Origin of the sequence: Microbacterium sp. IEGM 1404 (genome assembly GCF_030056775.1) — a bacterium.
Classification (GTDB): Bacteria; Actinomycetota; Actinomycetes; order Actinomycetales; family Microbacteriaceae; genus Microbacterium.
Genome location: NZ_JASHKP010000001.1, coordinates 220,147 through 244,637, shown reverse-complemented (window position 1 = coordinate 244,637; position 24,491 = coordinate 220,147). Strand labels below are relative to the sequence as shown.

Below are 24,491 nucleotides of genomic sequence, written 5' to 3'. Positions count from 1 at the left end.
CGAAGCACCGGATGTCGGGCAAGGCACTGCGCTGGCAGATCGCGCTCTACGCCCTGCTGTGCGTGCTCGCGCTGATCTACATCTACCCGTTCCTCGTCCAGGTGGCGACGTCGTTCAAGCCGGATGCCGTCGCCGCCGCCGATCCGATCTCGCTCGTGCCGCAGCCCTTCACGTGGGCCGCGTACGAACGCCTGTTCCTGCGGTCGGACTTCCCGGTGTGGTTCGCCAACTCGGCGGTCGTGACGGTGTTCGTGACCCTGGGCCGGGTGTTCTTCAACTCGCTCGCCGGTTACGCCCTCGCCCGTCTGCAGTTCCGAGGGCGCGGACTGGTGTTCGCCGCCCTCGTCGCGGTCATGGCGGTCCCGGCGGTGGTGCTGCTCATCCCGAAGTTCCTGGTGATCAACCAGCTCGGCATCTACGACTCCTACGCGGGCATGATCCTGCCGCTGTTGGTGGATGCCGCGGGGGTGTTCATCATGAAGAACTTCTTCGAGTCGATCCCCCCGTCCGTCGAGGAGCAGGCGCGCATCGACGGGGCGAGCACGTTCCGCATCTTCTGGTCGGTCGTCCTGCCCATGGCCCGTCCGGCCCTGATCACGATCGTCATCCTGTCGTTCCAGGGATCGTGGAACGAACTGAGCCACTTCGTCATCTCCACCCAGTCCCCCGAACTCACCACCCTGACCAAGGGCGTCGCCTCGCTCGCGAGCGGGCAGCTCAGCCAGGGCAGCCAGTACCCCCTCAAACTCGCGGCCGCGGCCATCATGACGATTCCGGTCGCCGTGGTGTTCTTCGTGTTCCAGCGCCGCATCATGAACGCCAGTGAAGGAGCCGTCAAAGAATGACCACCGCACCCGCCGCCTCGACGGACGCGACGCCCACCCTCACCCCCGCCGACCCCGCGCCGCTGCAGCCGCTGCTCAGCGACGCCGTGATCGTGTTGCGGGCCCCGACGCAGGTGTGGTCCGACCGCGACGGTGCGGTGGGTACGGCCGCCGTGCACGGGATCTACCACGGGGACGTCCGACACGTCCGGTCGATGTCCGTCTCGTGCAACGACTCCGCCCTCGAGTGGATCTCGACCGCCCCCGACGGCCCCTCGCGGATCGTGTTCGGCGGGGTCCTGCGCGGCGTCGACGATACGACCCCCGACCCGAAGGTGCGACTGATGCGTGAGCGCGTCGTGGCCGACGGGCGAGTGACGGAGACGTGGACGCTCCGCTCCCGCGTGGACGCACCGATCCGCACCACGCTGCGCCTGCGCCTCCAGCCGGAGTTCGCTCTGCTGCACGAGGTGAAGTCCGGGCACGCGCGGCCTCAGCCGACCGATGTCGCGATCGACGCGGGCTCGGCGCGCGTGTCCGCCGGTTCGCGGGGGCTCGAGTTCACCGCGGCCGGCGCTGACGTGGCATCCGATTCGGAGTTCGTCGAGGCGACCTGGGAGGTCGAGGTCCCCGCCTTCGGCGAGACCGCCGTGAGATGGGAGCTCGCGCTGCGCGACGACACGCTCGTCGTCGGCGGGGCCGCCGCTCCGGCACGCTGGGATGCCGCGGCCGTCGCAGCCCAGGCCCGCGAACCCCGCCTCGCCCGGTGGCTCACGACCGCGCTCGGCGACCTGGACGCCCTGCGCCTCGTCCTTCCCGACGACCCGGAGGACGAGTTCTTCGCCGCCGGCGCACCGTGGTTCTTCACGCTCTTCGGCCGGGATTCCCTGTGGGCGGCGCGCCTCGCGCTTCCGCTGGACCGCGACATCGCGGCATCCACTCTCCGCGTGCTCGCGCGACTGCAGGGCACGACCGACGACCCGCAGACCGCGCAGGAGCCGGGCAAGATCCTGCACGAGCTGCGCTCGTCGTCGCTGGAGATCCCCAGCGAAGGCATCTCGCTGCCGCCGCGGTACTACGGCAGCGTCGACTCCACTCCCCTGTGGATCTGCCTCCTCGCCGACGCGTGGCGCGCCGGGCTCCCCGCCGACGAGGTCCGGGCGCTGCTGCCGGCGCTCCGCGGTGCTCTCGGGTGGATCCGCGACAGCGGCGACAGCGACGGCGACGGCTTCCTCGACTACATCGACCGTCTCGGAACGGGCCTGGCGAACCAGGGCTGGAAGGACTCGGGCGACTCGATCCAGTGGCGGGACGGCACGCTCGCCGACGGTCCGATCGCCCTGTGCGAGGTGCAGGCCTACGCGTACGAGGCCGCTCTCGCCGGTGCGGAACTGCTCGAGGAGTTCGGCGACGACGGCGACACGGCCGACGTCGCGTTCTGGCGCGAGTGGGCAGCCGACCTGAGGACGCGCTTCGCCGCCGCCTACTGGATCGAGACCCCCGAGGGTCGTTATCCCGCCGTCGCCCTCGACCGCGAGAAGCGACCGGTCGACACCCTCACGAGCAATATCGGTCACCTCATCGGCACGGGAATCCTGGATGCCGACGACGAGGCGCACATCGCGGAGCTGCTGCGGGGCCCCTCGATGTCGAGCGGATACGGCATCCGGACGATGTCGACGCAGGCCGCGGGCTACTGGCCGCTGTCGTACCACGGGGGCAGCGTGTGGGTGCACGACACCGCGATCGCCGTCCACGGCATGCGGCGCGCGGGACTGCTCGACCCGGCCCGCGCGGTCGTCGAGGAACTGCTGGACGCTGCCGAGGGCTTCGCGTACCGCGTGCCCGAGCTGCACTCCGGCGACCCGCGCTCCGAGACGTCGGTTCCGACGCCGTATCCCGCCGCCTGCCGCCCGCAGGCCTGGTCGGCGGCGGCCGCGGTGGTGTGCCTCACGGTGCTCGGCGCCGCGGACTGACGCGTTCGGTGTCCAGGACACGCGGATGCCGCTCCGGCGCGTCGGCGTGTCTTGGACACCGAGTTTTCCCGCGCGGGATCGGGCGCGGCGCGGAAGCGCCCGGCCGCAGCGCGGCGTGTCAAGCGACGGGCGCGACCGTGCCGCCGGTCAGCCGCACCAGCTCGTCGAAGGTCAGCGGGAACACCGTCTGCGGGGTCCCTCCGGCAGCCCAGATCCGCGGGTAGGCCGCGAGGTCTTCGTCGACGATCGTCGTCAGAGGCGCGGGATGCCCGGTCGGGGCGACCCCGCCGATCGGCTGACCGGTCGCGGCGAGGACCTGCTCGGGCGTCGCCCGACGGATGCCACCGCGCCCGAGCCGTGTCGCGAGTGCCGCCGTGTCGACGCGGTGCGCGCCGCTGGTCATCACGAGCAGCGGTTCACCGTCGCTCCAGAACACGAGGCTGTTCGCGATCGCGCCGACCTCGACGCCGAGCGCCTCGGCGGCGAGGACCGCGGTATGCGCGGCGGCGGGGAGGACGACGATCTCCCCCGTGATCCCGGCGCGCTCCAGCGCGGCGGCGACGAGGCGGCTGCGGGCGGAAAGCGACTCGCTCATCGCGCCAGCTTAGGGTGCTCGCCCCTGCCGCCTCGGCGCGTCAGAATGGACGTGGATTCCGCAACGCCGCCGCATACCCGACACAGCCGCCCACAAGGCGCCCCAACAAAGGATCGCGATGACCAACGCCCTTCCCCTGCCCGATTTCGCCCACGAGCGCGTGGAGGCGGTGACGGGACGCCGGAGCGGCCTGTTCATCGCCGTCGCGCTGCACTCCTCGGTGCTCGGCTCCGCTCTCGGCGGCGCCCGCCTCTGGACGTACCCGCACTGGAACGACGCGCTCGGCGACGCCCTGCGCCTGTCGGCCGCGATGACGTTGAAGAACGCCGCGGCCGGTCTCGACGCGGGCGGCGGGAAATCGGTCATCGGTCTCCCCGAGGGGACCGTGCTCGACGCCGATCGCCGTCGCGCCGCATTCCTCGACCTCGGCGACGCGGTCGAGAGCCTCGGGGGCCTGTACCGGACCGCGGAGGACGTGGGTTCCACCACGGAGGACATGCTCGTCGTCAGCGAGCGCACCGCGCACGTGGTCGGACTCCCCGACGCGGTCGGTGGATCGGGAGAGCCGGCGGGACCCACGAGCCTCGGCGTGTACGCGTCGCTCGTGGCGACTCTCGAGCGTGCCACCGGATCGGGCGACGTCAGCGGTCGGCGCATCACCGTCGCCGGTCTCGGTCAGGTGGGGGGCCGTCTGGCCGCGCGCCTCGCCACCGAGGGGGCGGTGCTCACCGTCACCGACGTCAACCCCGCCAAGCGCGCTCTGGCCGCCGAGCTCGGCGCCGCGTGGGTCGAGCCGGGCGAGGTGCACCTCGTGCCCGCCGATGTGTTCGTGCCGGCCAGCATCGGCGGCGTCCTGACCGACGACGTCATCGACGCGCTCGACGCGCGCGCGGTGTGCGGTCCCGCCAACAACCCGCTCGCCGACCGTGCCGGAGCCGACCGACTCGCCGCCCGCGGCGTGCTCTACGCCCCCGACTTCGTGGTGAACGCCGGGGGTGTCATCTACCTCGACCTCGTGGCCAAGCGTCTCGGCTCGCGCGACGAGATCATGGGCCGCGTCGCGGGGATCGGCGACACGCTGCGCCGCGTGTTCGACGCGGCGGAGGCCCGCGGCGTGACGCCGCTCGCGGCAGCCGAGGGCCTCGCCGCCGAACGCCTGCGCGTGGGCGCCGCATCCGACGCCCTGGTCTGATCCGCACCGGAAACACGGAAGGACCCCGGATGCCACGGCATCCGGGGTCCTTCTCTGCTCTCAGTGGGCTGCGTCGTACGCCTCGAGAACCGTCGCGGAGATGCGCCCCCGCGCATTGATGGAATAGCCGTTCTCTTCGGCCCACGCACGCACGTCGCCGAGGTCGCGCGCGGATTCCGAACGAGTCTTCGTCGCCCGTCGAGCGGGGGCGGGGACGGAACCGAGTCCACGGCCGGCGGAGACGAAGGGCTCGAACGCGGCGCGGAGCTTCGCCGCATTCTCCGGAGAGAGATCGATTTCGTACGCACGCCCCTCGACCGAGAAATGAATCGTGGTCCCGTCGTCGATGACCGATCCGTCGAGATCGTCGATGAGTTGCGTGATCTGCTTTTTCGCCATGGTTCGCATTCTATGACCCGAGCATGACCATATTCAGTGAAGGATGCGTGACTTCACCCGGGTGATAACCCCACCGAACTGGTCAGTCATTCGGGGAAGAACGCGGTTCTCCACCCTCGATCGCCGTGATCCGATGGTCTTCGCCATGCGACAGTTCGTGCGACAGAAAGTCCGCGTCGAGCGGAAGGCGAAGCGCGAACTGCGCGAATGCGGAAACCCGCAGAAGTGCGTCGTCGACGGTCACGTCCAGGACATGACCACCCATCTGGCGGTCGTCGCTGAGGAAATGCAGATGCAGCGCCGCGACCGTGATGCCCTGGTAGATACGGGGCATCCAGAACCCGACGACGACACCGGCGATGCCGGAGACCTCCGTCTCGATCTGCTCCGCCGCGACCTCCGCCAGCGGCCGGAGCGGCGGCTCCTGTCGCGCGGTGACGCGGGTGCGAACCCGCGCCATCACTCCGTCGATCCGGACGGCGTGGAACAGGTTCCGGCTGCGGAGTCGCGCCTCGACCGCGGCCGTCAGGCCGGCGAGGTCCACGCCCCGCAGAGCCTCGCCGGGGCTGTCGCCGAGCGTGCACACGTCCACGAACGGCAGGATTTCGTCCGCTCGCATGCGCCGGGGAGGCACCCCCGCCGTGCACTCGAACGCCTCGCCGTCGATGACGAGGACTTCTCCGCCGAGCCCCTCGCAGCAGCCGATTCCGGTATCGCCCCACCCGAGCATCTCGGAGACGGAGACGCCGGAGGAGTACACACCGCCCAGGAGGGCGTCGAGCACCGCGAATTGCGTCACCGCTCCCGGACGCAGCGGAGTTCCGCCTGCGCCCCGGAGCGGGTCGGCATTCTCAGGAATTGGCGGCGCCGTAGGCCTCGAGGACCGATGCAGGAATACGACCGCGGTCGCTCACGGTGTGTCCGTTCGCACGAGCCCATTCGCGGACGGCAGCGAGATCGATATCGCTGGAACGGCGCGCGGAGCGCGCGCGGCGCGGCGCCGAGGTGGTCCGGCCGGCCGGGCGGGCGGCGTCGACGAACGGCGCGACGGCCGCGTAGAACTTGTCGGCATTCCGGTCGGACAGGTCGATTTCGTACGACCGGCCTTCGACCGAGAAAGTGATCTGCTTTCCGTCGCCCTCTTCGAGGACAGTTCCGTCGAGATCGTCAACCAGATGCGTGATGTGCTTAATTGCCATGGTGAGAGAACCATACACCTTTTCCCTATTCACCCCCGGGCGTTTACGGGTGTGCTAGCGCAGTGCCGCGCGAAGAGCCAGCGATAGGCGCGCGCCCGCGAAGGCACTATCCTCCCGAGGTGGCGTTCGCTCCTGGAGCGCCGGACGGAGGAAGTGTCGCGTGAGTCTTTTCCGCACCAAGTCGGTGGAGCAATCCATCGCCGATACCGATGAGCCGGAGTTCCGGCTGAAGAAGTCCCTGAGCGCTCTCGACCTCACGGTCTTCGGCGTCGGCGTCGTCATCGGCGCCGGTATCTTCACGCTCACCGGACGCGCCGCGCACGAAGTCGCCGGCCCCGCGATCGTCCTCAGTTTCGTCGTGGCCGCCATCGCCTGCGGACTCGCGGCGATGTGTTACGCCGAGTTCGCGTCGACCGTGCCCGTGTCGGGGTCGGCCTACACCTTCTCCTACGCGTCCCTCGGCGAGCTGTTCGCCTGGATCATCGGATGGGACCTGATCCTGGAGATGTTCCTCGGGGCGAGCGTCGTCGCGCAGGGATGGAGCGCGTACCTCGGCGCCTTCCTCGGACAGCTCGGGATCGTCCTGCCCCCGGAGGTCTCCTACGGCGGGGTGATCGACCTTCCCGCGGTGCTGCTCGTCCTGGTGCTCGGCGGTCTCATGACCGTCGGCATCAAGGAGTCGCTGCGCGTCAACCTGGTGCTCGTGGCCGTGAAGCTCTTCATCGTCCTGTTCGTGATCATCGCCGGTCTGATGTTCATCAACCCCGCGAACTACCAGCCGTTCGTCCCCGCGAGCGAGCCGACCGAGGCCGCTTCGGGCCTCACGCAGCCCCTGCTGCAGTTCCTCTCGGGGCTCGAGCCGGCGACCTTCGGCGTGGGAGGGATCCTGGCGGGGGCCGCACTGGTGTTCTTCGCGTACATCGGCTTCGACGTCGTCGCGACCACCGCCGAGGAGACGAAGAAGCCGCAGCGCGACATGCCGATCGGCATCATCGCGTCGCTCGTGATCTGCACGATCCTCTACTGCGCCGTCGCCCTCGTCGTGACGGGCATGGTGTCGTACCGCGACCTCGATCCCGCGGCCGCTCTCGCGAACGCCTTCGTCTACCACGGGCAGGGATGGATGGCGACGGTGATCTCCGCCGGTGCGGTCGCCGGTCTCACCACGGTCGTGCTGACCCTTCTCATCGGCGCAACCCGCATCATCTTCGCCATGTCGCGCGACGGTCTGCTCCCCCAGCGTCTCGCGAAGGTGCACCCCCGCTTCCGCACCCCGTGGGTGATCTCGATCGTCGTGACGCTCATCGTGGCGGTCGTCGCCGGCGTCACGCCGGTGGGGGTGCTCGAGGAGATGGTCAACATCGGGACGCTGTCGGCCTTCGTCCTCGTCTCGGTGGGCGTGATCGTCCTCCGGCGCACGCGCCCCGACCTGAAGCGCGGATTCCGCGTGCCCCTGAACCCGGTGCTTCCGATCCTGTCGGCCCTGATCTGCACGTACCTGATGCTCAACCTGTCGGTCGAGACCTGGCTGCGGTTCCTGATCTGGCTCGCGCTGGGCTTCGTGGTCTACTTCGCGTACTCGCGCCGTCACGCGCGCGTCGGCACGGGAGACCTGCTCGACCCGTCGGTGCCGCGGGTGGTCGGTCCGCCGAAGCAGTAACCCTCGGACACCGGATGCCGCGCCCCCACGCCGGGGCGCGGCATCCGTCGTCTCAGCCCGCCGGGAAACGCTGGACGCCGAGGACTCCGAGCAGGCGGATCTTCTCCTCCGCCTCGCTGCGCGGCTCCGGGGTCAGCACCAGCAGCGCCTGAGCGCGGTCCTCGGTGAACAGCACCTGGCAGTCGACCTCGATGTCGCCGAGTTCGGGATGCACGAGCACCTTGTGATCGGCGAAGCGCTGGGCGACCTCCTGGCGCTCCCACAGCGCGCGGAACTCTTCACTGCGGGGCAGCAACTCGGCGACGAGCTCGCCCGCGGTCGAGGATGGGCCGAGCAGACCGTAGGCGGCACGGAGACCCGCCACGATGGCCCTGCTCTGGCGTTCACGGTCGTGAGCGGGGTAGATCTCGCGGTCCCCGCACGGCGGCACGAACCACCTCCACGCCTCGAACCGCGCCCATCCGCGCGCGCCGACGTGGTCGCCCAGCAGCGCGATGCCGAGTGCGTTCTGCGCCAGCGTCTCACCGAGGTGGGAGATGATCAGGGCCGGAGTGTCCGACAGGCGCGCGAAGACGCGCTGCAGCGCCGGCGAGACATGATCGGCGCGCCCGAGCCGATCGGGCACGGCATGACCGGCGAGACGGAAGAGGTAGTCGCGTTCGTCGCGACTCAGGCGCAGTGCCCGCGCGAGCGCGGCGAGCACGGTCGTGCTCGGCTGCGGACCCCGCTGCTGCTCGAGGCGCGTGTAGTAGTCGACCGACATCGCGGCCGCGGCGGCCACCTCTTCGCGCCGCAGACCCGCCGTCCGACGCCGCGCGCCCTCCGCCATGCCGATGTCGCCGGGTCGCAGCGCCTCCCGCCGCGCGCGGAGGAAGTCGGCCATGCCACTTCGGTCCATGCCTCCATCCTGCGCGCACAGTGGCTCGGCATCCAGGGATCGACGGTCCCCCGATCGAGGGAACCTGGATGCCACTCGGCCCCCGAGCCGAGACTGACGACATGAACATCACCGGAAACACCGTCTTCATCCCCGGGGCCACGAGCGGGATCGGCCTCGCCCTCGCGGAGCGGCTGGTCGCCGCCGGCAACACCGTCATCGTCGGCGGACGCCGGCAGGAGCGGCTCGATGAGATCGCCCGCACCCACCCGGGCATCGACACCGTCCGCATCGACACGGCCGACGCGGCATCCATCTCGGAGGTGACGCGCGAGGTGATCTCGCGGCATCCGGGGCTGAACACGCTGATCGCGATGGCGGGGGTCATGCGCGTGGAGGACTGGCGGGAAGGATCCGCCGTCCTGGCGACCGCCGAGGAGACCGTGACGACGAACGTGCTCGGCCCGCTCCGTCTCATCGCCGCCCTCCTCCCCCACCTGCAGCGGCAGCCGGAGGCCACGATCATGACGGTGTCCTCCGGGCTGGCGTTCGTCCCGCTGCGGGCGACCCCGACCTACAACGCGACGAAGGCCGCCATCCACATGTTCAGCGAGTCCCTGCGGCTGCAACTCGAGGGCACGTCCGTGGCGGTGGTCGAGCTGGAGCCGCCGTCCGTCGCGACCGACCTCCTCCCCGGTCAGCGGGAGAGCTCGTTCGCCATGCCGCTAGAGGAGTTCGCCGACGAGGTCATGGCGATCCTTCGCGAGCAGCCGGACGCCACCGAGATCCAGGTCGAACGGGTCGGGTTCCTCCGGCACGCCGAGGCGCGCGGCGACTACGCCGAGACGGTCCGGGCGCTCAACGCCGCCGACCCCCACTGACCTCGCGGCATCCCCCGGGCCGGGGACCGTCACGCCCATCCCCTAGGGTGAAGGGAAAACGACGATCATGGTCCGGGGGGCTTCATGGGGATCGCACGCACATGGGTCTTCCCGATCCTGCGCATGCTTCTGGTGGCGGTCATCGCCGTCGCGCTGATCAAACTGGCCTTCTTCCCGGATGGCCCGGCCGAGGCCGACCCGGCCCAACCGACGGGGACGATCGTCGAGCCGCGCGTTCCCGTGACATCGGGCACGATCACCAACGACGTCGTGATCACGGCGACGGTGTCGGCCGATCCCGCGGTGCCCCTGAGATCGACCGCCGGCGGGACCGTCAACAAGATCTTCGTCTCCCAGGGAGCCACCGTCTCGGCGGGCGACGTGATCTTCAACGTCAAGGTCCCGATCGAACGCGACCCGGCCGACAGCGTGGATGCCGAGGGCAACCCGAAGCCGGCGATCTTCCGCTACGAGGATGTCGTGGCGCCCATCGCGGGGACCCTGAGTTCCCTGTCCGTCATCGCGGGGCAGGAGCTCACCGTCGGAGCGGCCGCCGGGAACGTCGCTCCGCCGTCGTTCTCCGTCTCGGGCAACCTCGAGCCGGCGCAGCAGTACCGCCTCCTCAACCGCCCCGGCGACGCATCGGTCACGATCACCGGGGGTCCGGCGGCTTTCACCTGCACGAACCTGCGCATCACCACACCCCTCGCCGGCAGCTCGACGGACGAGTCCGCATCGTCGGCGGGCGGCGGCGGCGCGGGATCCGGCTCGACGACGGGTTCCGGCACGACGGCGACGTGCGCGGTGCCGGGTGACGTCACCGTCTTCGCAGGCCTCGCGGCGGAGATGACGATCTCGGGCGGCAGCGCCGAGAACGTGCTCGTGGTCCCCACCACCGCCGTCCGCGGTGCGGCGCAGAGCGGCACCGTCTGGGTGTCGACCCCGGACGGCGCAGCCGAGGAGCGCGCGGTGGCCCTCGGCCTCACCGACGGGACTCAGGTACAGATCACCGACGGGCTCACCGAGGGCGAAGAGGTCCTCGAGTTCGCCCCGGGCGCGATGGCGACGACTCCGGACGGGTGCACCGCGTACCCCGACGGGTCGATGTTCTGCGAATCGGCTCTGCAGCCGTGAGCCTGCTGGAACTGCGCGAGGTCACTCGCACGGTCCTCCCGCCGGACCAGCCGGCGCTGACGATCCTGTCGGGCGTCGACCTCACCATCGAACCGCGCGATCACGTGTCGATCGTCGGCCGTTCGGGCTCGGGGAAGTCCACGCTCCTGAACCTCCTCGGGCTTCTCGACCTGCCCACCAGCGGCGAGATCACGTTCGATGACGCACCCGTCCGTCGCCTGTCGACGGCGCGTCGCGACCGGCTGCGGGGTGCGGCGATCGGGTTCGTCTTCCAGCAGTTCAACCTGCTGCAGGGGCGCACCGCCCTCGAGAACGTCACCATGCCGTTGCTGTACTCCAGCGGCCGGACGTTCTGGCGGCGCACGAAGATCGCCGCCGACATGCTCGACCTCGTCGGTCTCGGACACCGCCTCCACAGCATGCCCGACCGTCTGTCCGGCGGCGAGCAGCAGCGCGTCGCGATTGCGCGGTCCCTCGTGCGCGGGCCCCGGCTGATCCTCGCCGACGAACCCACCGGCGCCCTCGACCTCGACACGGGTCAGAGCGTGATGGAACTCATCGACGAGGTCGCCGAGCGCACGGGAGCCGCCCAGGTCGTCATCACGCACGACCCGATGATCGCGCGCCGCGCCCGCCGGCATTTCCGCCTCGATCGCGGCATCCTCACCCCTGTCGACGACCCGACGCTCGAACCCCGCACGCGCCGCGAGGTCCGGGAGATGGCACCCGCCGAGGCCACCGATGTCGAGACCGATGTCGACGCCGTCGTCGGGGAGGGCGGCTGATGCGCGCGGTGTCGAGCCTCGTCGGCTCGCTGCTCGAGGCGTGGCAGGAGGTGCGGGTCCACCGCACCCGCGTGCTGCTGTCGCTCATCGGGGTGGCCGTCGCGGTGTGCTCGCTCACGACCGTCGTCGCCCTCGGCGCGATCGTCCAGCAGGCCAACCAGGAGATGAGCGAACGGCAGAGCGGCCGCCCGGCGAGCCTGAACGTCTCGGCATTCCGAAACGGCGGCGAGATCGATCCGACGCGAATGGATGCCGCGTGGAACGACGTCGTGCAGCGCTACGGGATCTCGTTCGCGACACGCGCGCAGCAGACGTCGCAGATGGTCCCGTTCGTCAGCGGGGTCGCCCAGGTCGCGACACAGGCGGTCGATCAGCCGTACGGCGAAATGCACCGCGTGCGGATGCTCGAGGGCGAGTGGTTCACCCCGACGGATGCCGAGCAGCTGGCGCCGCGACTCATCGTCAACGAGGTGTTCTGGGACCGGATGGGCCGCCCCGATCTGTCCACCCACCCCGTCGTGGCGCTCGGCGGTCAGGCGGTGCCCGGCGCGGCATCCGGGATCCCACCGGGAGGGGCGACCGCGGTCGTCGTGGGGGTCACGCCCTCGTCGACCTGGGACACCGAACCCTCGATGTTCATGCTCGCGGACCAGGCGGAGGCGGTCCAGGCGGCCGCGATCGGGCGCAGCGGGGCCGACGCGGCTGCGAGCTCACCGTACGGCGGTGCACCGCAGTCGCAGTACGAGATGTGGGTGCCGCCCGAGCTGGCCGACCAGCTCACGGCGCTCGTCACGCGTGACCTCACGGCGGCCCTCGGCGACGGCACTCAGGTGAATGTGAGCCGTCAGGACTGGGCCACCTACGGCGACGACCCGTTCCTGGTGACCAAGATGGTCGTGATCGGCATCGCCGTGCTCGTCCTGCTCCTCGGCGCCCTCGGGCTGGTGAACATCGCGCTCGTGACGGTCAAGCAGCGCGTGCGCGAGATCGGTATCCGACGCAGTTTCGGCGCCACCGCGGGGCGGGTGTTCTTCGCGGTGATGATGGAGAGCGTCGTCGCCACGGTCGTGGCCGGAGCCGCGGGGGTGATGGCATCCATCCTCATCGTGCAATCGCCGTGGCTGCGCGACCTCATCGGTCAGGGCATGGTGAGCGACTTCCCGCCCTTCCCCGTGGATGCCGCGATCACCGGATTGGCGGCGGCCACCGCCGTCGGAGCGCTCGCGGGTCTGCTGCCCGCGCTCGTCGCGGTGCGGGTGAAGGTCATCGACGCGATCCGGTACTGACCTCGCACCGGGTGGCACGACGCTCGTTGCGCCTGGGCGACCCCCAAAAATCATCCGCCCAGGCACAACGGGCCTGAGCACACGGTACTGGGACGCGAGTTTGATGTCCAGTTTTGGAATGCCAAGTTCCAAGTATCGAGATTGTGATGTTGAATATCAGAATGAGCTCTCCAGGGTGGGGCGCCCCAGGGCGCAGCAGCAGACAGTCGGCGGACGAGACGCGACAAGCGGCTCTGACGACCGCGCTGTCCATGCTGACGCAGTCGGGACTGACGGTCAGCCTGGAGCACCTGAGCATCGAGGACCTCATCCGGACGGCGGGTCTCCCCCGCAGCACCTTCTACCGGCTCTGGCCCGCCAAGGAACGGTTCTTCGCCGACCTGCTGGTCGAGTTGGCGACATCGTCGGAGTCGCACGACGCGATGTTCTATCCCGGGACGCAGGTGGCCGCCAACGACGTCATCACTGCCAACCAGCATCTGCTCGTGTCCCACGAGGGGCGCGTGGCGGTCCTGCGCGAGGCCGTCCGGGTCGCCGGTCGCATGAACTTCGAGCACTTCAGCGAGTCGGTGGGCTGGCGCACGCACGTGACGCTCGTCACATCGGCGAGCAGCCTGGCCGACGAGGACACGCGCTCGCGTCTCGTCCAAGCCTTGCAGCAGACCGAGAACATGTTCATCGCGCGCACCGCGGAGTTCTACGGCGCGGCCTTGAGCGGACTCGGATTCTCCTTCCTCCCCGGCGCTTCCGCGGAGCTGCTCGCCGGGCTCGGTGCCGCCGTCGTGGAAGGCCTCGCCCAGCGGCGTCTCGTGAACCCCGATCTGGCCGACACCATCATCACGAAGCCGGGACTCGACGGCGAACTCGTCGAGTGGCACCCCGCCGCGCTCGGTTTCTGGGGCATCCTCGAGGGCCTCGTCGACCTCGAGCCGCACGAGAACTGAGGCGATCGGCGACCGCCCCCACCGCCGGGTGCGCGCGTCACTCCGGACCCTGAGGCGACGGTCGAGGGGCTCGCGAGGTGAACACCGGGGTGAGCGCGCGGGGCCGCGAGCAGCGAGCCCCTAGGTTCGGGCTGTCCACCCGAAGGAGTCCCGTGTCGATCTCGCCCTCCCCCGCAGCCGCGGTCGCACCCGCGTTCCAGAGCAGTCGTCGCCCCGAACGACGCCGCGTGCTGCAGCTCATCCTCGGCGTCGTCGTCTACGCGGTCTCGCAGGTGGCGATGACGGTCGGCGCCGTGCTGATGTTCGGGCTGATGAGCTCGGGCGAGGCGAGTGCCACGGTCGGCGAGATCCTCGCCGCCGCCGGTCCCGCGGCACCCACGGGGTTCCTCGTGGGTGCCGCGGTCAGCGCGCTCGGGTTCTTCCTCGTCGTGCGGTTCGTCTCGCGCCGTCGTGTCGCGGAGTTCTCCCTTCCGGGGGCAGGCCGCGAGTTCGGCTGGGGGCTGCTCATCGGTGTCGGCATCGTGGCTGCGGCCGTCGGCATCCTGGCCCTGCTGACGGTGTACCGCGTCGTGAGCGTCCAGGTGGGACTGGGCATCGTGACGGGCCTGATGTTCGGTATCGGTCCGGCCGTGATGGAGGAGATCTTCTTCCGCGGATTCCTGCTGCGGATCCTGGACGACTGGGTGGGCTCGTGGGGCGCGCTGATCGTGGTGAGCGTCCTGTTCGCCCTCGTGCATGCGCTCAGCTCCCCCGCCGGCCCGATCGCGGCTCTGTTCGTCCTCATCTCGGCGAGCCTCGCGCTCAACATGGCGTGGTTCCTCACGCGGCGCCTGTGGATGCCGATCGCCCTCCACCTCGGCCTCAACGCCGCGCAGGGTGCACTGTTCGGTCTGCACGTCTCCGGCAACGCCACCGGACAGGGCCTGTTCACCGCCGACCTCGTCGGACCCGATCTGCTCACCGGAGGCGCGGTGGGCGGCGAGGGTTCGCTGCCGTTCCTCGTGGTGGCCCTCGGCGTGGGGATCGTGCTGACGGTGGTCGCGGTGCGGCGCGGCGTGATGCTCCCCCGCGTGCGGCGCTGATCGAGAGACTGCTCCAGACGCCCGGGGCCCCCGATGCCGTGGCATCCGGGGTCCTGCGGGGACCAGGCCTCAGTCGGTCGACGCGCTCTTCGACGCCGCGAGCTCGCGACCGTACGTCACCGCGTCCCCCTCGGCCTTGAGCTTGAGCTCCAGAGCGGTGTCGGCGAACGCGTCGAGCGCCGGGTTGACCCCGACGAGCGTGAACGGACGCTCGACGACACGGAGGTCGAGCCCCCAGACGTCCTCGAGCACGCGGCGGAGCCAGCCGGTCGAGTGGTCCCAGCCCTCTTTGGGCGTCCCGGGTGCGTAGTTGCCGCCGAGCACCGTCACCAGCGTCGCCGGCTTGCCCTGCAGCGCCGTGCCCTGCGGGTCGATTCGGGGGTCGGTGTACGCGAGGTCGAACCAGGTCTTGAAGTGCTGCGAGACGCCGTAGTTGTACAGCGGGACGGCGAACAGCAGCGCCTCGGCGCCGATGAGCTCGTCGGCGAACGTCGTCGCCAGGGCCTGCGCCTCACGCTGCCCCGCGGTCCGCTCCTCATCCGCGACGAACTTCGCCGTGACGGCGTCGGCCCACGCGGTCGCCGGAACCGGTGCGGTGGCGAGATCGCGCCGCGTGACGCCCGAGTCGGGGTGCGCGTCGACCCATTCCTGCTCGACGAGATCGGCGAGCGACCGGCTCGCGCTCGAGGCGGGGAGGATGCTGGCATCCAGGCGGAACAGGGACATGGGTCTCCAATCAGAAAGTGAGAGCTACTCTGTAAAACAGAGCGACTAGCCAGACTGTAGCACGGGTAGGCTGGAGGGGTGACGGAAAGTCCGGATGCCGAGATCAGCGCCTGCGATGCCGCGGTGACGCTCGCCTTCTCGGTGCTCGGCAAGCGCTGGAACGGCATGATCCTGTCGTCGCTCGGCGCGGGCGCGACGACCTTCGTCGGTCTCCGCCGCGCCGTCTCCGGGATCAGCGACGCCGTGCTCTCGGACCGCCTCGCGGAGCTCGCAGCGACCGGCCTCACCGTCCGCACGGTCGACGCCGGCCCGCCCGTCTCGGTGTCCTACGACCTGACCGACGCGGGGCGTCGCGTGCTGCCCGTGCTGGATCAGCTCGGCGCCTGGGCGCGGGAGAACCTGGCGCCGGCAGAGCGCTGACCCTCCCCGGGAACGAGAACGGCGCCCCTCCCGGAGGAGAGGCGCCGCACGTTGTTCGGTGGACCTGAGGGGATTCGAACCCCTGACCTCCTCGATGCGAACGAGGCGCGCTACCAACTGCGCCACAGGCCCGGACAACTCCACAACACTATCACGCACCCCTCGCCCCGACCGACCGGGGCGACCTCCCGGGCGTGCCGCGCCGAGTGCTTACTGACCCGACGCGCGACGCTGCAGCAGCTGGCGCACGTGGTCTTCGATCTCGGAGTCATCGACGTAGCCCATCGCCGCGTACGGCGATGCGGCGGCGGGGCGGGCGACCTCGATCGGCGTCGGCGCCTGCGCCTCGGCGATCTCGCGGGCGACCTGCTCGCGTGCGGCGGCGCGCAGAGCCTCGCGGGCGAGCTGCTCCTCGACGACCGCCGCAGCGCGCGAGCCGGACGATGCGACGAGGGGACGCGGGAGCTCCCGCGGCGTCCATGTGGGGCGGGGCGCCGGGGCGACCGCACCGAAGTCCTGCACCTCGACCGCTGCGCGCTCCACCGCGATCGCGGCCGGTCGGGCGGACGCCCGAGCCGCGACGCGCGACAACCGCTGCAGCACGACGAGGGCGAGCACGACTGTCACTCCCCCGGCGATGAGCAGCACCGGGGCCGCCCCGAGGAAGACCTGGATGCCACCGACCACCGCGGCCGCGAGGCCCAGGCCCGCGAGGGTCGTCGTGGCGAGACGGAAACGACGACGTGCACGGGCGCGGCGGAGTTCGGGACGGGCGACGGCGGCCGCACGTTCGGCGTGTGCGCGTTCCACGGCGGCGGCCTGCTCGGCACGCGTCTTCTCGAGGGCCGCGGCGCGCTCGGCCTTCGCGACCTCGATAGCGGCTGCGCGCTCGGCGCGGGCCAGCTCGAGAGCGGCCGCGCGCTGCTCCTTCACGAGATCGCGGTCACGGGCCGCTTCCAGGCGGGCGACCTCCAGCCGGGCCTTCGCCTCGGCGAGATCCGTCTGCGCCTTGTGCGCCTGCACCTGCCGTGCGATCTTCTGCTGCTGGTGGGCCGTGCGAGCGGTGAGCTCGAGGTGGACCTCACGCGGCGTCTCCGCGGTTTCCGCGAGAACACGCAGCGCCTGGTTCAGACGCACCGCGTTGCGCTCCGCCGACGTGAAACGGTGACGGCTCTGCCACGACGGGAGCAGATACACCAACCACAGCGCGACCGCGACGAAGACGATCACCCCGCCGCCGAGAACCTGTCCACCCATGGCACAACGGTAGGTCACGACGAGGTCACACCTCGGCATCCGTCCGCGTGTCGCGCCCGCGGATCGCTACAGCCGGTCGCCCGGCGGTACCTGGGCCGCACCCGGCGGCACCTGACCCCGCTCCCAGCGGTCGAGGACGCCGTGCGGCACCTCCTCGCGCACGAGGGCGAACGCGTAGTGGTCGCGCCAATCGCCGTCGATGTGGATGTATCGGCGGCGGAGACCTTCGTAGCGGAAACCGAGCTTCTCGACCACGCGCAGGCTCGCGTGGTTCTCGGGCCGGATGCAGATCTCGACGCGGTGGAGGTTCAGCTCGGTGAAGCACACGTCGGTCGCCAGCGCGACGCTGACCGTCGTGATGTTGCGACCGGCGAACTCCTCCGCCACCCAGTACCCGATCGTCGCCGACGCCAGCGATCCGCGGGAGACGCCCCACACGTTGAGCTGGCCGGCGACCTCGTCGTCCCACTCCATGACGAAGGGGACGCCGAGGCCGTCGCGGTACTGCTGGAGAAGGCGCCGGATACCCAGACGCATGTCGAACGAGACGGGCCCGTCGGGGCTCGTCGCCTCCCACGGCCGCAGCCACGAGCGGTTGTCGATCAGCTGCTGCTGGAGGACGCGCGCGTCACGGTTGCGAATAAGACGGATCGACACCTCGCCGTGCCGTCGTGGGACGGAGAGATCCATGGCATCCCGTCGGGTCAGAGACCCGCCGCGAACTCCTTGAACCACGGACGCAGGGCCGGCCCCAGGTCTTCGCGGTCGGAAGCGAGCTGGACGATGGCCTTGATGTAGTCGACGCGGTCGCCCGTGTCGTAACGACGCCCACGGAAGACGACGCCGTACACGCCGCCGCCGTCGCCGCCGCCGTTCGCGAGCTCTTCGAGCGCGTCGGTCAGCTGGATCTCGCCACCCTTGCCGGGCTGGGTGTGCTCGAGGATGCCAAAGACGTCGGGTCCGAGGACGTAACGACCGATGATGGCGAGGTTCGAGGGGGCGTCCTCGGCCTTGGGCTTCTCGACGAGCTGCGTCACCTTGACGACACCGTCGTCTTCGGTGGGCTCGACCGCAGCGACACCGTAGAGGTGGATGTGCTCGGGGTCGACCTCCATGAGGGCGATCACCGTGGCGTTGCGCTTGGTGTACTCGGCGAGCATCTGCTCGAGCAGCGGGTCGCGCTCGTCGATGAGGTCGTCGCCGAGGAGGACGGCGAAGGGGTGGTCGCCGACGTGGCTGCGGGCACGGAGAACGGCGTGACCGAGACCCTTCGGCTCGCCCTGGCGGACCATGTGGACGTCGGCGAGGTCGGACGAGTGCTCGACCTTGGCGAGCTTGTCGTGGTCGCCCTTCTCGCGCAGCTTCGACTCGAGCTCCGGCATCGAGTCGAAGTGATTGGCGATGTTGTTCTTGTTGCGGCCGATGATGATGAGGACGTCATCGATGCCGGCCGCGGTGGCCTCCTCGACCACGTACTGGATGGCGGGCTTGTCGACGACCGGAAGCATCTCCTTCGGCATGGCCTTGGTGGCCGGAAGGAAGCGAGTACCGAGTCCAGCGGCCGGGATCACGGCCTTGAAGGGCTTGTTAGGCATGCGCATACCCTACTGGTGACATGCGACAGCGCTGTTACCGATTGCGCACGCACGTACACTTACTGCATGCCCGACAGCATCGAGCAGGCCAAGCGCGCTCTGCGTGCGGATCTGCGCGAACGACGCCAGACCGTCTCCGCCCACGGGCGCGAGGTCGCCGAGGCCGGCGTCAAAGTGCAACTCGACGCCCTCGTCGAGCACCTGGGCGCGCGCAGCATCTCGTGCTTCCTGTCGACGACGACCGAACCCGGCACGCACGCCTTCGTGGCCGGCGCGGTGGCCCGTGGCATCCGGGTGCTGCTCCCCATCACGCGCGAAGACGGCCTGCTCGACTGGGCGGTGGCCACCCCCGACGCCCAGATCGCCGAGGGGCTGTTCGGACTCCCCGAGCCCGTCGGCGACGTCCTCGGCCCGATCGCCGTCAACGACGTCGACCTCCTCGTCATCCCGGCGGCCGCCGTCGACCGTCGCGGGATGCGTCTCGGCTGGGGCCGCGGTTACTTCGACAAGACCATCGGGTCGATGGAGAAGTGCCCGCCCGTGTACGCCGTGATCTTCGATTCCGAGTTCGTCGACGACGTCCCGCGCGATGTGCACGACCAGCCCGTCTCGGGCATCGTGACCCCCACGCGCACGGTCGCGATCGACCGCTCCGCAGCCTGAACACCCGAAGGAACGCCAATGCCCACCTACGCCTATGCCTGCAAGCAGTGCGGTCACCGCTTCGACGCGGTCCAGTCCTTCTCGGACGCGGCCCTCACCGAATGCCCCGAATGCGGCGGTGAGCTGCGCAAGCAGTACGGCTCGATCGGCGTGACGTTCAACGGCTCGGGCTTCTACCGCACCGACTCCCGCGGGTCGAATGCGTCGTCCTCCGGCGCGGCATCCGGCACCTCGGGGGGATCTTCGACATCATCGACCTCTGAGTCGACGAAGACCGCGTCCACCCCGGCATCCTGACTTCGCCGAATCCTGCGACGCGGCGGAAAGGGAGCCACGTCGTGATCCAGGGATTCAAGGAGTTCATCCTCCGCGGAAACGTCATCGACCTCGCGGTCGCGGTCGTCATCGGAGCCGCGTTCACCGCGGTCGTCAACGCCATCGTCAGTGCGATCATCAACCCGCTGGTCGAGATCTTCTACGTGCCCGACGAGAACGGTCAGCTCGGACCGAGCATCACCGGGCTCTACGGTCAGACCGTCACCTTCCCGCTCGGCACCCTGATCACGGCCGTGATCAGCTTCTTCGCCGTCGCGCTGGTGGTGTACTTCGTCTTCGTCTTCCCGATGAACCGCTGGAAGGCGCGCGCGGCGGCCCGCGTCGGCGTGGTCGAGAACGCCGACGAGCCGAAGCTCCCCACCGAGCAGGAACTGCTCGTGCAGATCCGCGACCTGCTGGAGCGTCAGCCCCGCGCCTGAGTCGGCGCACCCTCACCGAGAAACGCTTCTCGCGGTGGGAAACGGCACGTCACGCCGTTTCCCATCGTGGGGAGCGTTTCTCGCATGCGGGCGGCGGGCGCGGGCGGCGCCGGCCGTAGGCGAGGTCCCCGCTGGTGCCGGGGTCAGTAGTGCGGCGGGACGTCGCGCAGCAGCTGCGCGTCGTTGGGACCGGATGCCGCGGGCGCGGCGGGGCGCTCCCGGGTGGTGTCGTCCCCGGGCACCGGTTCCGGGCTCGTGCCGGGTGCGGGGAGCAGACGCGCGCGCCGCGCACCCCGCACGCGGACGATCGGCTGCCGGATCTCGGCCGAAGTGGGCGCAGCCGTGTCCGGCACGTCGGGATCGGTGGCATCCGGGGTCGGGGCCACCGCACTCACCCGTTCAGGTCGAGGGGTTCGGTGGTCGTGCCGGGAGCGGCGGAGTCGTCCGGGGCGGCGCCGAGGAGCTCTGCGATCCGGGATGCCACACCCGCGGGGTCGCTGTACAGGTCGAACGCGTGCACGCGCACGTAGTGCCAGCCGAGGCGACGCAGGATCTGCGGGCGCAGACGCAGGGTCTCGCGCAGCGACTCCCCGATCGTCTCGGGGTCGCTCTCCGCCACCACGGCCTTGCCGCGATAGCGGGCGACCAAGGGCAGCAGGCCGCGGTAGTCGAGGTCGACCTCGATGCCGAGACGTCGCAGCTCGCGCGCGAGCGCACGGGTGAGCGGATCCGCCAGATCCTCCAGACGCGCGTCGCGACCGCGCCCGGCCAGATTGCCGAGGATCCCCATGAGGGTCGCGGCGCCGTGCTCGAGGCGGCCGTCGTCGAACGACGACGGACGGATCGACGAGACGATCACCATGGACCGACGGGCACGCGTCATCCCGACGGTGAGCAGCCGCTCGCCGTCCGGGGTCGAGAGGTCGCCGAAGTCGCTCAGCACGCGACCATGGCGCGTGAGCCCGAAGCCGAGCGAGAACACGACGCGGTCGCGGCTCTCGGCCACGGACTCCTCGAGCGTCAGCACGGCGAAAGGCTCGGCGGCATCCCGCGAGACGAACGCGGCGACATCGGAACGCCCGGCGAGTGCCGCCTCCACCGCCGCGCGGACACGCTCGGCGTGCCTGCGGCTGGCGGTGACGACCATGAGCGACTCGGAGGCGCGGTTCACCGCGTGCTCGACCACCAGGGTCACCACGCGGGCGACCTCGGCATCCGGGCTCTCCACGGCGCCGCTGACCGGGTCGGGCGCGCCGACGCCGTTCTCGACGTAGTCGACGCTCAGGCTGCCGCGACCCAGGAACGAGCCGGCCCACGGCAGCGACACGATCTCGCCGCCATAGAACGCGTCGTTGACGAGCTGCGCGAGGTCTTCGCCGCCCGCGCGGTAGCTGCGGGTCAGCGTCTCGACGGGCAGCAGCTCGGCGATCCGCTCGAACACCGACACCCCGTCGAACGGAACGTCGTCGGCCTCGTCGTCCACGGCCGGGGCGAGCGACGCGCTGACCCGGAACGGCGTGGGCTTCTGCACGACGGGATCGCCGAACAGCACGACCTGGCGGGCCCGGAGGAGCGCCGGCGCCGCCTCCGCCAGACACAGGGCCGCGGCATCCGCGATGATCACCGCGTCGAAAGCGAGATCGATCGGGACGTCGGGAACCTCGTACGGGGATGCCAACCACACCGGCGCGAGCGTGCGGAGCAGCGTGGGCGCGGCATCCGAGATCTCCTGCGCGGTGTGCAGGCCGTCCTTGAGCGAGCTCTTCAGTGCTGCCGCTTCGTCGGGATGATCGACGATGCCGATGCGCCACTGCTTCGCGAGTTCGGCCGCGAGGACCGGACCGGCCGCCGCCGCGTGCGCCTCGTCGACGAGTCGGAAGTCGCGCTCGAGGCGATCGACCACGGTGGTGTTGGCGCCCAGGAGCGCGCGGTCCGTGCGCAGGAGGTGTTCGAGCGCCGACTGCCACCACGCGAACTCGAGCTCGTCGCCGACCCGGTCCTCCGGAACGTGGCGCACCGACAGCTCCACGAGGAGCTGCTCGAGTCCGAGCCGCGCGAGTTCACCGCGCAGCTGCGCGCGCTCGACGAGGTTGTCGAAGAACGTCGACTCGGCTGCGAGACCGGCGAGCGTCCGCACGAGGACCTGGACCGGAAGCGTCGCGAGCCGGTCGGAGCCCTGGCGGCCGAGGATCTGGTCGAGCTCGCCCAGCATCGCATCCACCCGCTGCCAGCCGACGTGGACGTCAGCGAGTCCGAGCGGCACCTCGGGCGTGACGCCCGCGTCGACGACGCGCTGCCACTCGGTGCGCTGCTGCTGGATGCGCACGAGCGCCTCGTACATGTCGGGTACGTGGACGCCGGGCCGCACGTACTCCTTCGACAGTCGCTTGAGGCGACGACGGTTGGGGCCACTCATCGCCGAGGAGTCGCGGCGCGGCGAGTGCGCGTCGATGAGCTCCGCGAGCGGACGCTCGAACACGGTCGGGCTGAAGCGATCGAGCGACTCGCGGATCCCCTGCAGCAGCTTGAGGTAGGCGCCGAGCTCGGAGACGGTCTGGAACGGACGCATGCGCGTCTGCGCGATGAGCTCGTACCCGCGCTCGAGGAGGCGCGGGACGTCCTGCGCGTGCAGCTTTCCGGCCAGATCGTGCGCGGCACGGGCGTCTTCGGTCCGCGTGAAGCTCACGCCGTACCAGGGCGAGTCGTCGGGGCCGAAGCGGAACTCGCCCAGCCGCGCCGCGGTGGCCAGGGCCTTCGCGGCGGCGTCGCGCCGACCGGCGAGCCGCTCCAGGGTGGCGAAATCGAATCGCGCCGACGTGGAGGGAGCAGGGGAAAGGGATGCCAGCGCAGTCAGGGCCCGCAGCACGTCGAGTGTCGACACGCCCAGCGCCAGGTGCGGCTCGGTGACAGCGGAACGGTAGTCGCGCAGCACCGCGCGCAGGCGCACCAGCGCGTCGTCGATCTCGGAGACCTTGGGCTGCTCGGCCTTCTCGTTGCGACCGATCGCACGGATGAGGTCACGGCGCACGTGGGTCGGAGACACCGCAAGGCCGGTCAGGCCGACACCGGCGAGGCGGTGACGGATGCCGTCGAGCGTGGAGCGGCGCGCGCTGACCACGAGCACGCGCTTGCCGGCGTGCACGCACTGGCCGATCGCGTTGATGACCGTCTGGGTGCCGCCCGTACCGGGAAGCGTGTGGACCGCGAGCGAGTGACCGGCGGCGATCCGGGCGAGGACGCGTTCCTGCTCGGCATCCGCGTCGAGAAGAAGGGTGTCGGCCGCGGGGGTGCGCTCGTCGGGGCTCGCGACCACCGGATCGGCGCGACGGACCGTGATCCGGGCACGATCGTCGGGGTGCCCGGCGAGGGCGTTGAGCAGCGGATCGTCGAGGTGCTCCGCGGCGCGCGCCATGCCGGAGCCGACGTCGGCGAACGACGAGATGACCAGGCGCGGGTGCACGACGAACGTCGGGACGTGCGTCGTCAGCCGGCGAAGGTGGTCGATGACCGGCTGCGGCTTGAAGACGCCCTGGTCGTACGCGAGGCCCGCGAGGGCCGTGCTGTCGACCGAGATGCCGAGATGCGTGCGGAAGGCGCGCGCCAGTTCGGGGTTCATCACGAAGGCGCCGTGCAGCTTGAGCTCGAAGTCGCCGTTGTGGCGGCGGATGGCGAGCGGCCGCAGGAGCACGGGAGCGGACCACTCCACTCCCCCGATCTTCCACGCGGCGAGCCCCACGGCCAGGTGCACCGGCTCGAGACCGCGCGCGGTGCGCAGTTCGACGTTCTTCGCCGTGATGCGCTCGGCGGCGATCCGCGCGGTACGCAACGCCACCTCGTCGCGGAAGAGGTTGGACAGCAGAGTGGCGCGACCGGTGATGAACTGCGGCAGGGAGCCGGGGTGCGCCTTGGTGATGTCGATGCCCGCGTCGACCGCGTCGTCGAACCGCAGGAGCGTGGAACGACCGCCGAGGGCGGCCGCTTCCGTGCGGATGCGGTCGCGTTCGGGGTCGGCGACGTGACGAACCACGATGCCGGGCTCCGACAGTCGCAGCTCGCCCGGATCGATCGACGTCGGAACGTCGCCTTCGGCGCCCGTCACGACGCCGTCCTCAGCTCGCCACACACCTGCCAGACTAAGCCGGGCACCCGCAGAAGGCGCGCAGCGGGCCCGAGTTTCGCGGGATTGCGCGACACGCCGCGCGGATCGGCGGTTCCTCCCCCGACGGAGAAATCGACGGACC

At 70.5% G+C, this 24,491-nt stretch carries 25 protein-coding genes and 1 tRNA gene; 14 read left to right on the top strand and 12 right to left on the bottom strand.

Features of this window, described 5'->3' with window-relative positions:
• Window positions 1–11 precede the first annotated feature (11 nt).
• Both QM517_RS01205 and QM517_RS01200 read left to right on the top strand, forming a co-directional pair.
• The gene (locus QM517_RS01205) at window positions 12–845 is read left to right on the top strand and encodes a carbohydrate ABC transporter permease (protein ID WP_237488686.1); all 834 of its coding nucleotides are present in this window, start codon (window positions 12–14) and stop codon (window positions 843–845) included.
• Window positions 842–2,800, top strand: coding sequence for a glycogen debranching N-terminal domain-containing protein (locus QM517_RS01200; RefSeq protein ID WP_283284568.1), 1,959 nt, complete (start codon window positions 842–844; stop codon window positions 2,798–2,800). The genes QM517_RS01205 and QM517_RS01200 overlap by 4 nt, the downstream gene beginning before the upstream one ends.
• Window positions 2,801–2,918: 118 nt before the next feature.
• On the opposite strand, the gene QM517_RS01195 is transcribed toward QM517_RS01200, so the two are convergent.
• On the bottom strand, window positions 2,919–3,395 hold the full coding sequence (locus tag QM517_RS01195; RefSeq protein WP_283284566.1) for a YbaK/EbsC family protein: 477 nt from the start codon (window positions 3,393–3,395) through the stop codon (window positions 2,919–2,921).
• A 118-nt stretch (window positions 3,396–3,513) separates the two neighbouring features.
• Between QM517_RS01195 and QM517_RS01190 the strand changes: the two genes are divergently transcribed.
• Window positions 3,514–4,587: a Glu/Leu/Phe/Val dehydrogenase family protein gene (locus QM517_RS01190; RefSeq protein ID WP_283284564.1), complete on the top strand. Its 1,074-nt coding sequence runs from the start codon at window positions 3,514–3,516 to the stop codon at window positions 4,585–4,587.
• 60 nt (window positions 4,588–4,647) lie between these two features.
• Here the strand turns inward: QM517_RS01190 and QM517_RS01185 are convergent, their stop codons facing one another.
• The 3 genes from QM517_RS01185 to QM517_RS01175 form a co-directional block, all read right to left on the bottom strand.
• The gene (locus QM517_RS01185; RefSeq protein ID WP_077051958.1) at window positions 4,648–4,986 is read right to left on the bottom strand and encodes a histone-like nucleoid-structuring protein Lsr2; all 339 of its coding nucleotides are present in this window, start codon (window positions 4,984–4,986) and stop codon (window positions 4,648–4,650) included.
• A gap of 82 nt (window positions 4,987–5,068) precedes the next feature.
• Window positions 5,069–5,785 (bottom strand): acetolactate decarboxylase, encoded by a 717-nt coding sequence (locus tag QM517_RS01180; protein ID WP_283284561.1) that lies wholly within the window; start codon window positions 5,783–5,785, stop codon window positions 5,069–5,071.
• 52 nt (window positions 5,786–5,837) lie between these two features.
• Window positions 5,838–6,185 carry a histone-like nucleoid-structuring protein Lsr2 gene (locus QM517_RS01175; RefSeq protein WP_077051960.1) on the bottom strand — a complete coding sequence of 116 codons (348 nt, stop codon included), beginning with the start codon at window positions 6,183–6,185 and terminating at the stop codon, window positions 5,838–5,840.
• Window positions 6,186–6,345: 160 nt separating this feature from the next.
• On the opposite strand from QM517_RS01175, the gene QM517_RS01170 reads away from it, so the two are divergent.
• Entirely contained in the window at window positions 6,346–7,845 is a 1,500-nt protein-coding gene (locus QM517_RS01170; RefSeq protein WP_077051961.1) for an amino acid permease, read from the top strand.
• 52 nt (window positions 7,846–7,897) lie between these two features.
• On the opposite strand, the gene QM517_RS01165 is transcribed toward QM517_RS01170, so the two are convergent.
• The gene (locus QM517_RS01165; protein ID WP_283284559.1) at window positions 7,898–8,743 is read right to left on the bottom strand and encodes an MmyB family transcriptional regulator; all 846 of its coding nucleotides are present in this window, start codon (window positions 8,741–8,743) and stop codon (window positions 7,898–7,900) included.
• 101 nt (window positions 8,744–8,844) lie between these two features.
• Here QM517_RS01165 and QM517_RS01160 point away from each other — a divergent pair, with 101 nt between their 5' ends.
• The 6 genes from QM517_RS01160 (at window position 8,845) to QM517_RS18555 (ending at window position 14,834) form a co-directional block, all read left to right on the top strand.
• Window positions 8,845–9,603 carry an SDR family oxidoreductase gene (locus tag QM517_RS01160; RefSeq protein ID WP_278102148.1) on the top strand — a complete coding sequence of 253 codons (759 nt, stop codon included), beginning with the start codon at window positions 8,845–8,847 and terminating at the stop codon, window positions 9,601–9,603.
• An 84-nt stretch (window positions 9,604–9,687) separates the two neighbouring features.
• Window positions 9,688–10,737, top strand: coding sequence for an efflux RND transporter periplasmic adaptor subunit (locus tag QM517_RS01155; protein WP_283284557.1), 1,050 nt, complete (start codon window positions 9,688–9,690; stop codon window positions 10,735–10,737).
• The gene (locus tag QM517_RS01150; protein WP_283284555.1) at window positions 10,734–11,522 is read left to right on the top strand and encodes an ABC transporter ATP-binding protein; all 789 of its coding nucleotides are present in this window, start codon (window positions 10,734–10,736) and stop codon (window positions 11,520–11,522) included. The genes QM517_RS01155 and QM517_RS01150 overlap by 4 nt, the downstream gene beginning before the upstream one ends.
• Window positions 11,522–12,808: an ABC transporter permease gene (locus tag QM517_RS01145; protein WP_283284553.1), complete on the top strand. Its 1,287-nt coding sequence runs from the start codon at window positions 11,522–11,524 to the stop codon at window positions 12,806–12,808. The genes QM517_RS01150 and QM517_RS01145 overlap by 1 nt, the downstream gene beginning before the upstream one ends.
• A 251-nt stretch (window positions 12,809–13,059) precedes the next feature.
• Window positions 13,060–13,752 carry a hypothetical protein gene (locus tag QM517_RS01140; protein WP_283284550.1) on the top strand — a complete coding sequence of 231 codons (693 nt, stop codon included), beginning with the start codon at window positions 13,060–13,062 and terminating at the stop codon, window positions 13,750–13,752.
• A 152-nt stretch (window positions 13,753–13,904) separates the two neighbouring features.
• A complete protein-coding gene (locus QM517_RS18555; RefSeq protein WP_283284549.1) occupies window positions 13,905–14,834 on the top strand; it encodes a CPBP family intramembrane glutamic endopeptidase in 930 nt (309 codons plus the stop codon).
• 69 nt (window positions 14,835–14,903) lie between these two features.
• Here QM517_RS18555 and QM517_RS01130 read toward each other — a convergent pair whose 3' ends face one another.
• Window positions 14,904–15,560 (bottom strand): FMN-dependent NADH-azoreductase, encoded by a 657-nt coding sequence (locus tag QM517_RS01130; RefSeq protein ID WP_283284547.1) that lies wholly within the window; start codon window positions 15,558–15,560, stop codon window positions 14,904–14,906.
• A 78-nt stretch (window positions 15,561–15,638) separates the two neighbouring features.
• On the opposite strand from QM517_RS01130, the gene QM517_RS01125 reads away from it, so the two are divergent.
• Window positions 15,639–15,980, top strand: coding sequence for a winged helix-turn-helix transcriptional regulator (locus QM517_RS01125; RefSeq protein WP_077051968.1), 342 nt, complete (start codon window positions 15,639–15,641; stop codon window positions 15,978–15,980).
• A gap of 59 nt (window positions 15,981–16,039) precedes the next feature.
• On the opposite strand, the gene QM517_RS01120 is transcribed toward QM517_RS01125, so the two are convergent.
• The 4 genes from QM517_RS01120 to galU all read right to left on the bottom strand — a co-directional run bounded on the left by QM517_RS01120 (window position 16,040) and on the right by galU (window position 18,832).
• A tRNA-Ala gene (locus tag QM517_RS01120) sits at window positions 16,040–16,112 on the bottom strand.
• Window positions 16,113–16,190: 78 nt separating this feature from the next.
• A complete protein-coding gene (locus QM517_RS01115; RefSeq protein ID WP_283284544.1) occupies window positions 16,191–17,237 on the bottom strand; it encodes a hypothetical protein in 1,047 nt (348 codons plus the stop codon).
• A gap of 66 nt (window positions 17,238–17,303) precedes the next feature.
• Window positions 17,304–17,927, bottom strand: coding sequence for a GNAT family N-acetyltransferase (locus tag QM517_RS01110; protein WP_077051970.1), 624 nt, complete (start codon window positions 17,925–17,927; stop codon window positions 17,304–17,306).
• Window positions 17,928–17,941: 14 nt separating this feature from the next.
• Window positions 17,942–18,832, bottom strand: a complete 891-nt coding sequence (gene galU, locus QM517_RS01105; RefSeq protein ID WP_077051971.1) for a UTP--glucose-1-phosphate uridylyltransferase GalU — start codon at window positions 18,830–18,832, stop codon at window positions 17,942–17,944.
• Between the two features lie 66 nt (window positions 18,833–18,898).
• Here galU and QM517_RS01100 point away from each other — a divergent pair, with 66 nt between their 5' ends.
• The 3 genes from QM517_RS01100 to mscL are packed head-to-tail and all read left to right on the top strand — an operon-like array spanning window position 18,899 to window position 20,250.
• The gene (locus QM517_RS01100) at window positions 18,899–19,495 is read left to right on the top strand and encodes a 5-formyltetrahydrofolate cyclo-ligase (RefSeq protein ID WP_283284541.1); all 597 of its coding nucleotides are present in this window, start codon (window positions 18,899–18,901) and stop codon (window positions 19,493–19,495) included.
• 18 nt (window positions 19,496–19,513) lie between these two features.
• Window positions 19,514–19,792 (top strand): FmdB family zinc ribbon protein, encoded by a 279-nt coding sequence (locus QM517_RS01095; protein ID WP_077051973.1) that lies wholly within the window; start codon window positions 19,514–19,516, stop codon window positions 19,790–19,792.
• A gap of 41 nt (window positions 19,793–19,833) precedes the next feature.
• Complete coding sequence (mscL, locus tag QM517_RS01090) at window positions 19,834–20,250, top strand: large conductance mechanosensitive channel protein MscL (RefSeq protein WP_077051974.1); 417 nt, start codon at window positions 19,834–19,836, stop codon at window positions 20,248–20,250.
• A gap of 143 nt (window positions 20,251–20,393) precedes the next feature.
• On the opposite strand, the gene QM517_RS01085 is transcribed toward mscL, so the two are convergent.
• Window positions 20,394–20,636, bottom strand: coding sequence for a hypothetical protein (locus QM517_RS01085; RefSeq protein ID WP_283284538.1), 243 nt, complete (start codon window positions 20,634–20,636; stop codon window positions 20,394–20,396).
• Window positions 20,637–20,641: 5 nt separating this feature from the next.
• Window positions 20,642–24,349 (bottom strand): hypothetical protein, encoded by a 3,708-nt coding sequence (locus tag QM517_RS01080; protein ID WP_283284536.1) that lies wholly within the window; start codon window positions 24,347–24,349, stop codon window positions 20,642–20,644.
• Window positions 24,350–24,491 lie beyond the last annotated feature (142 nt).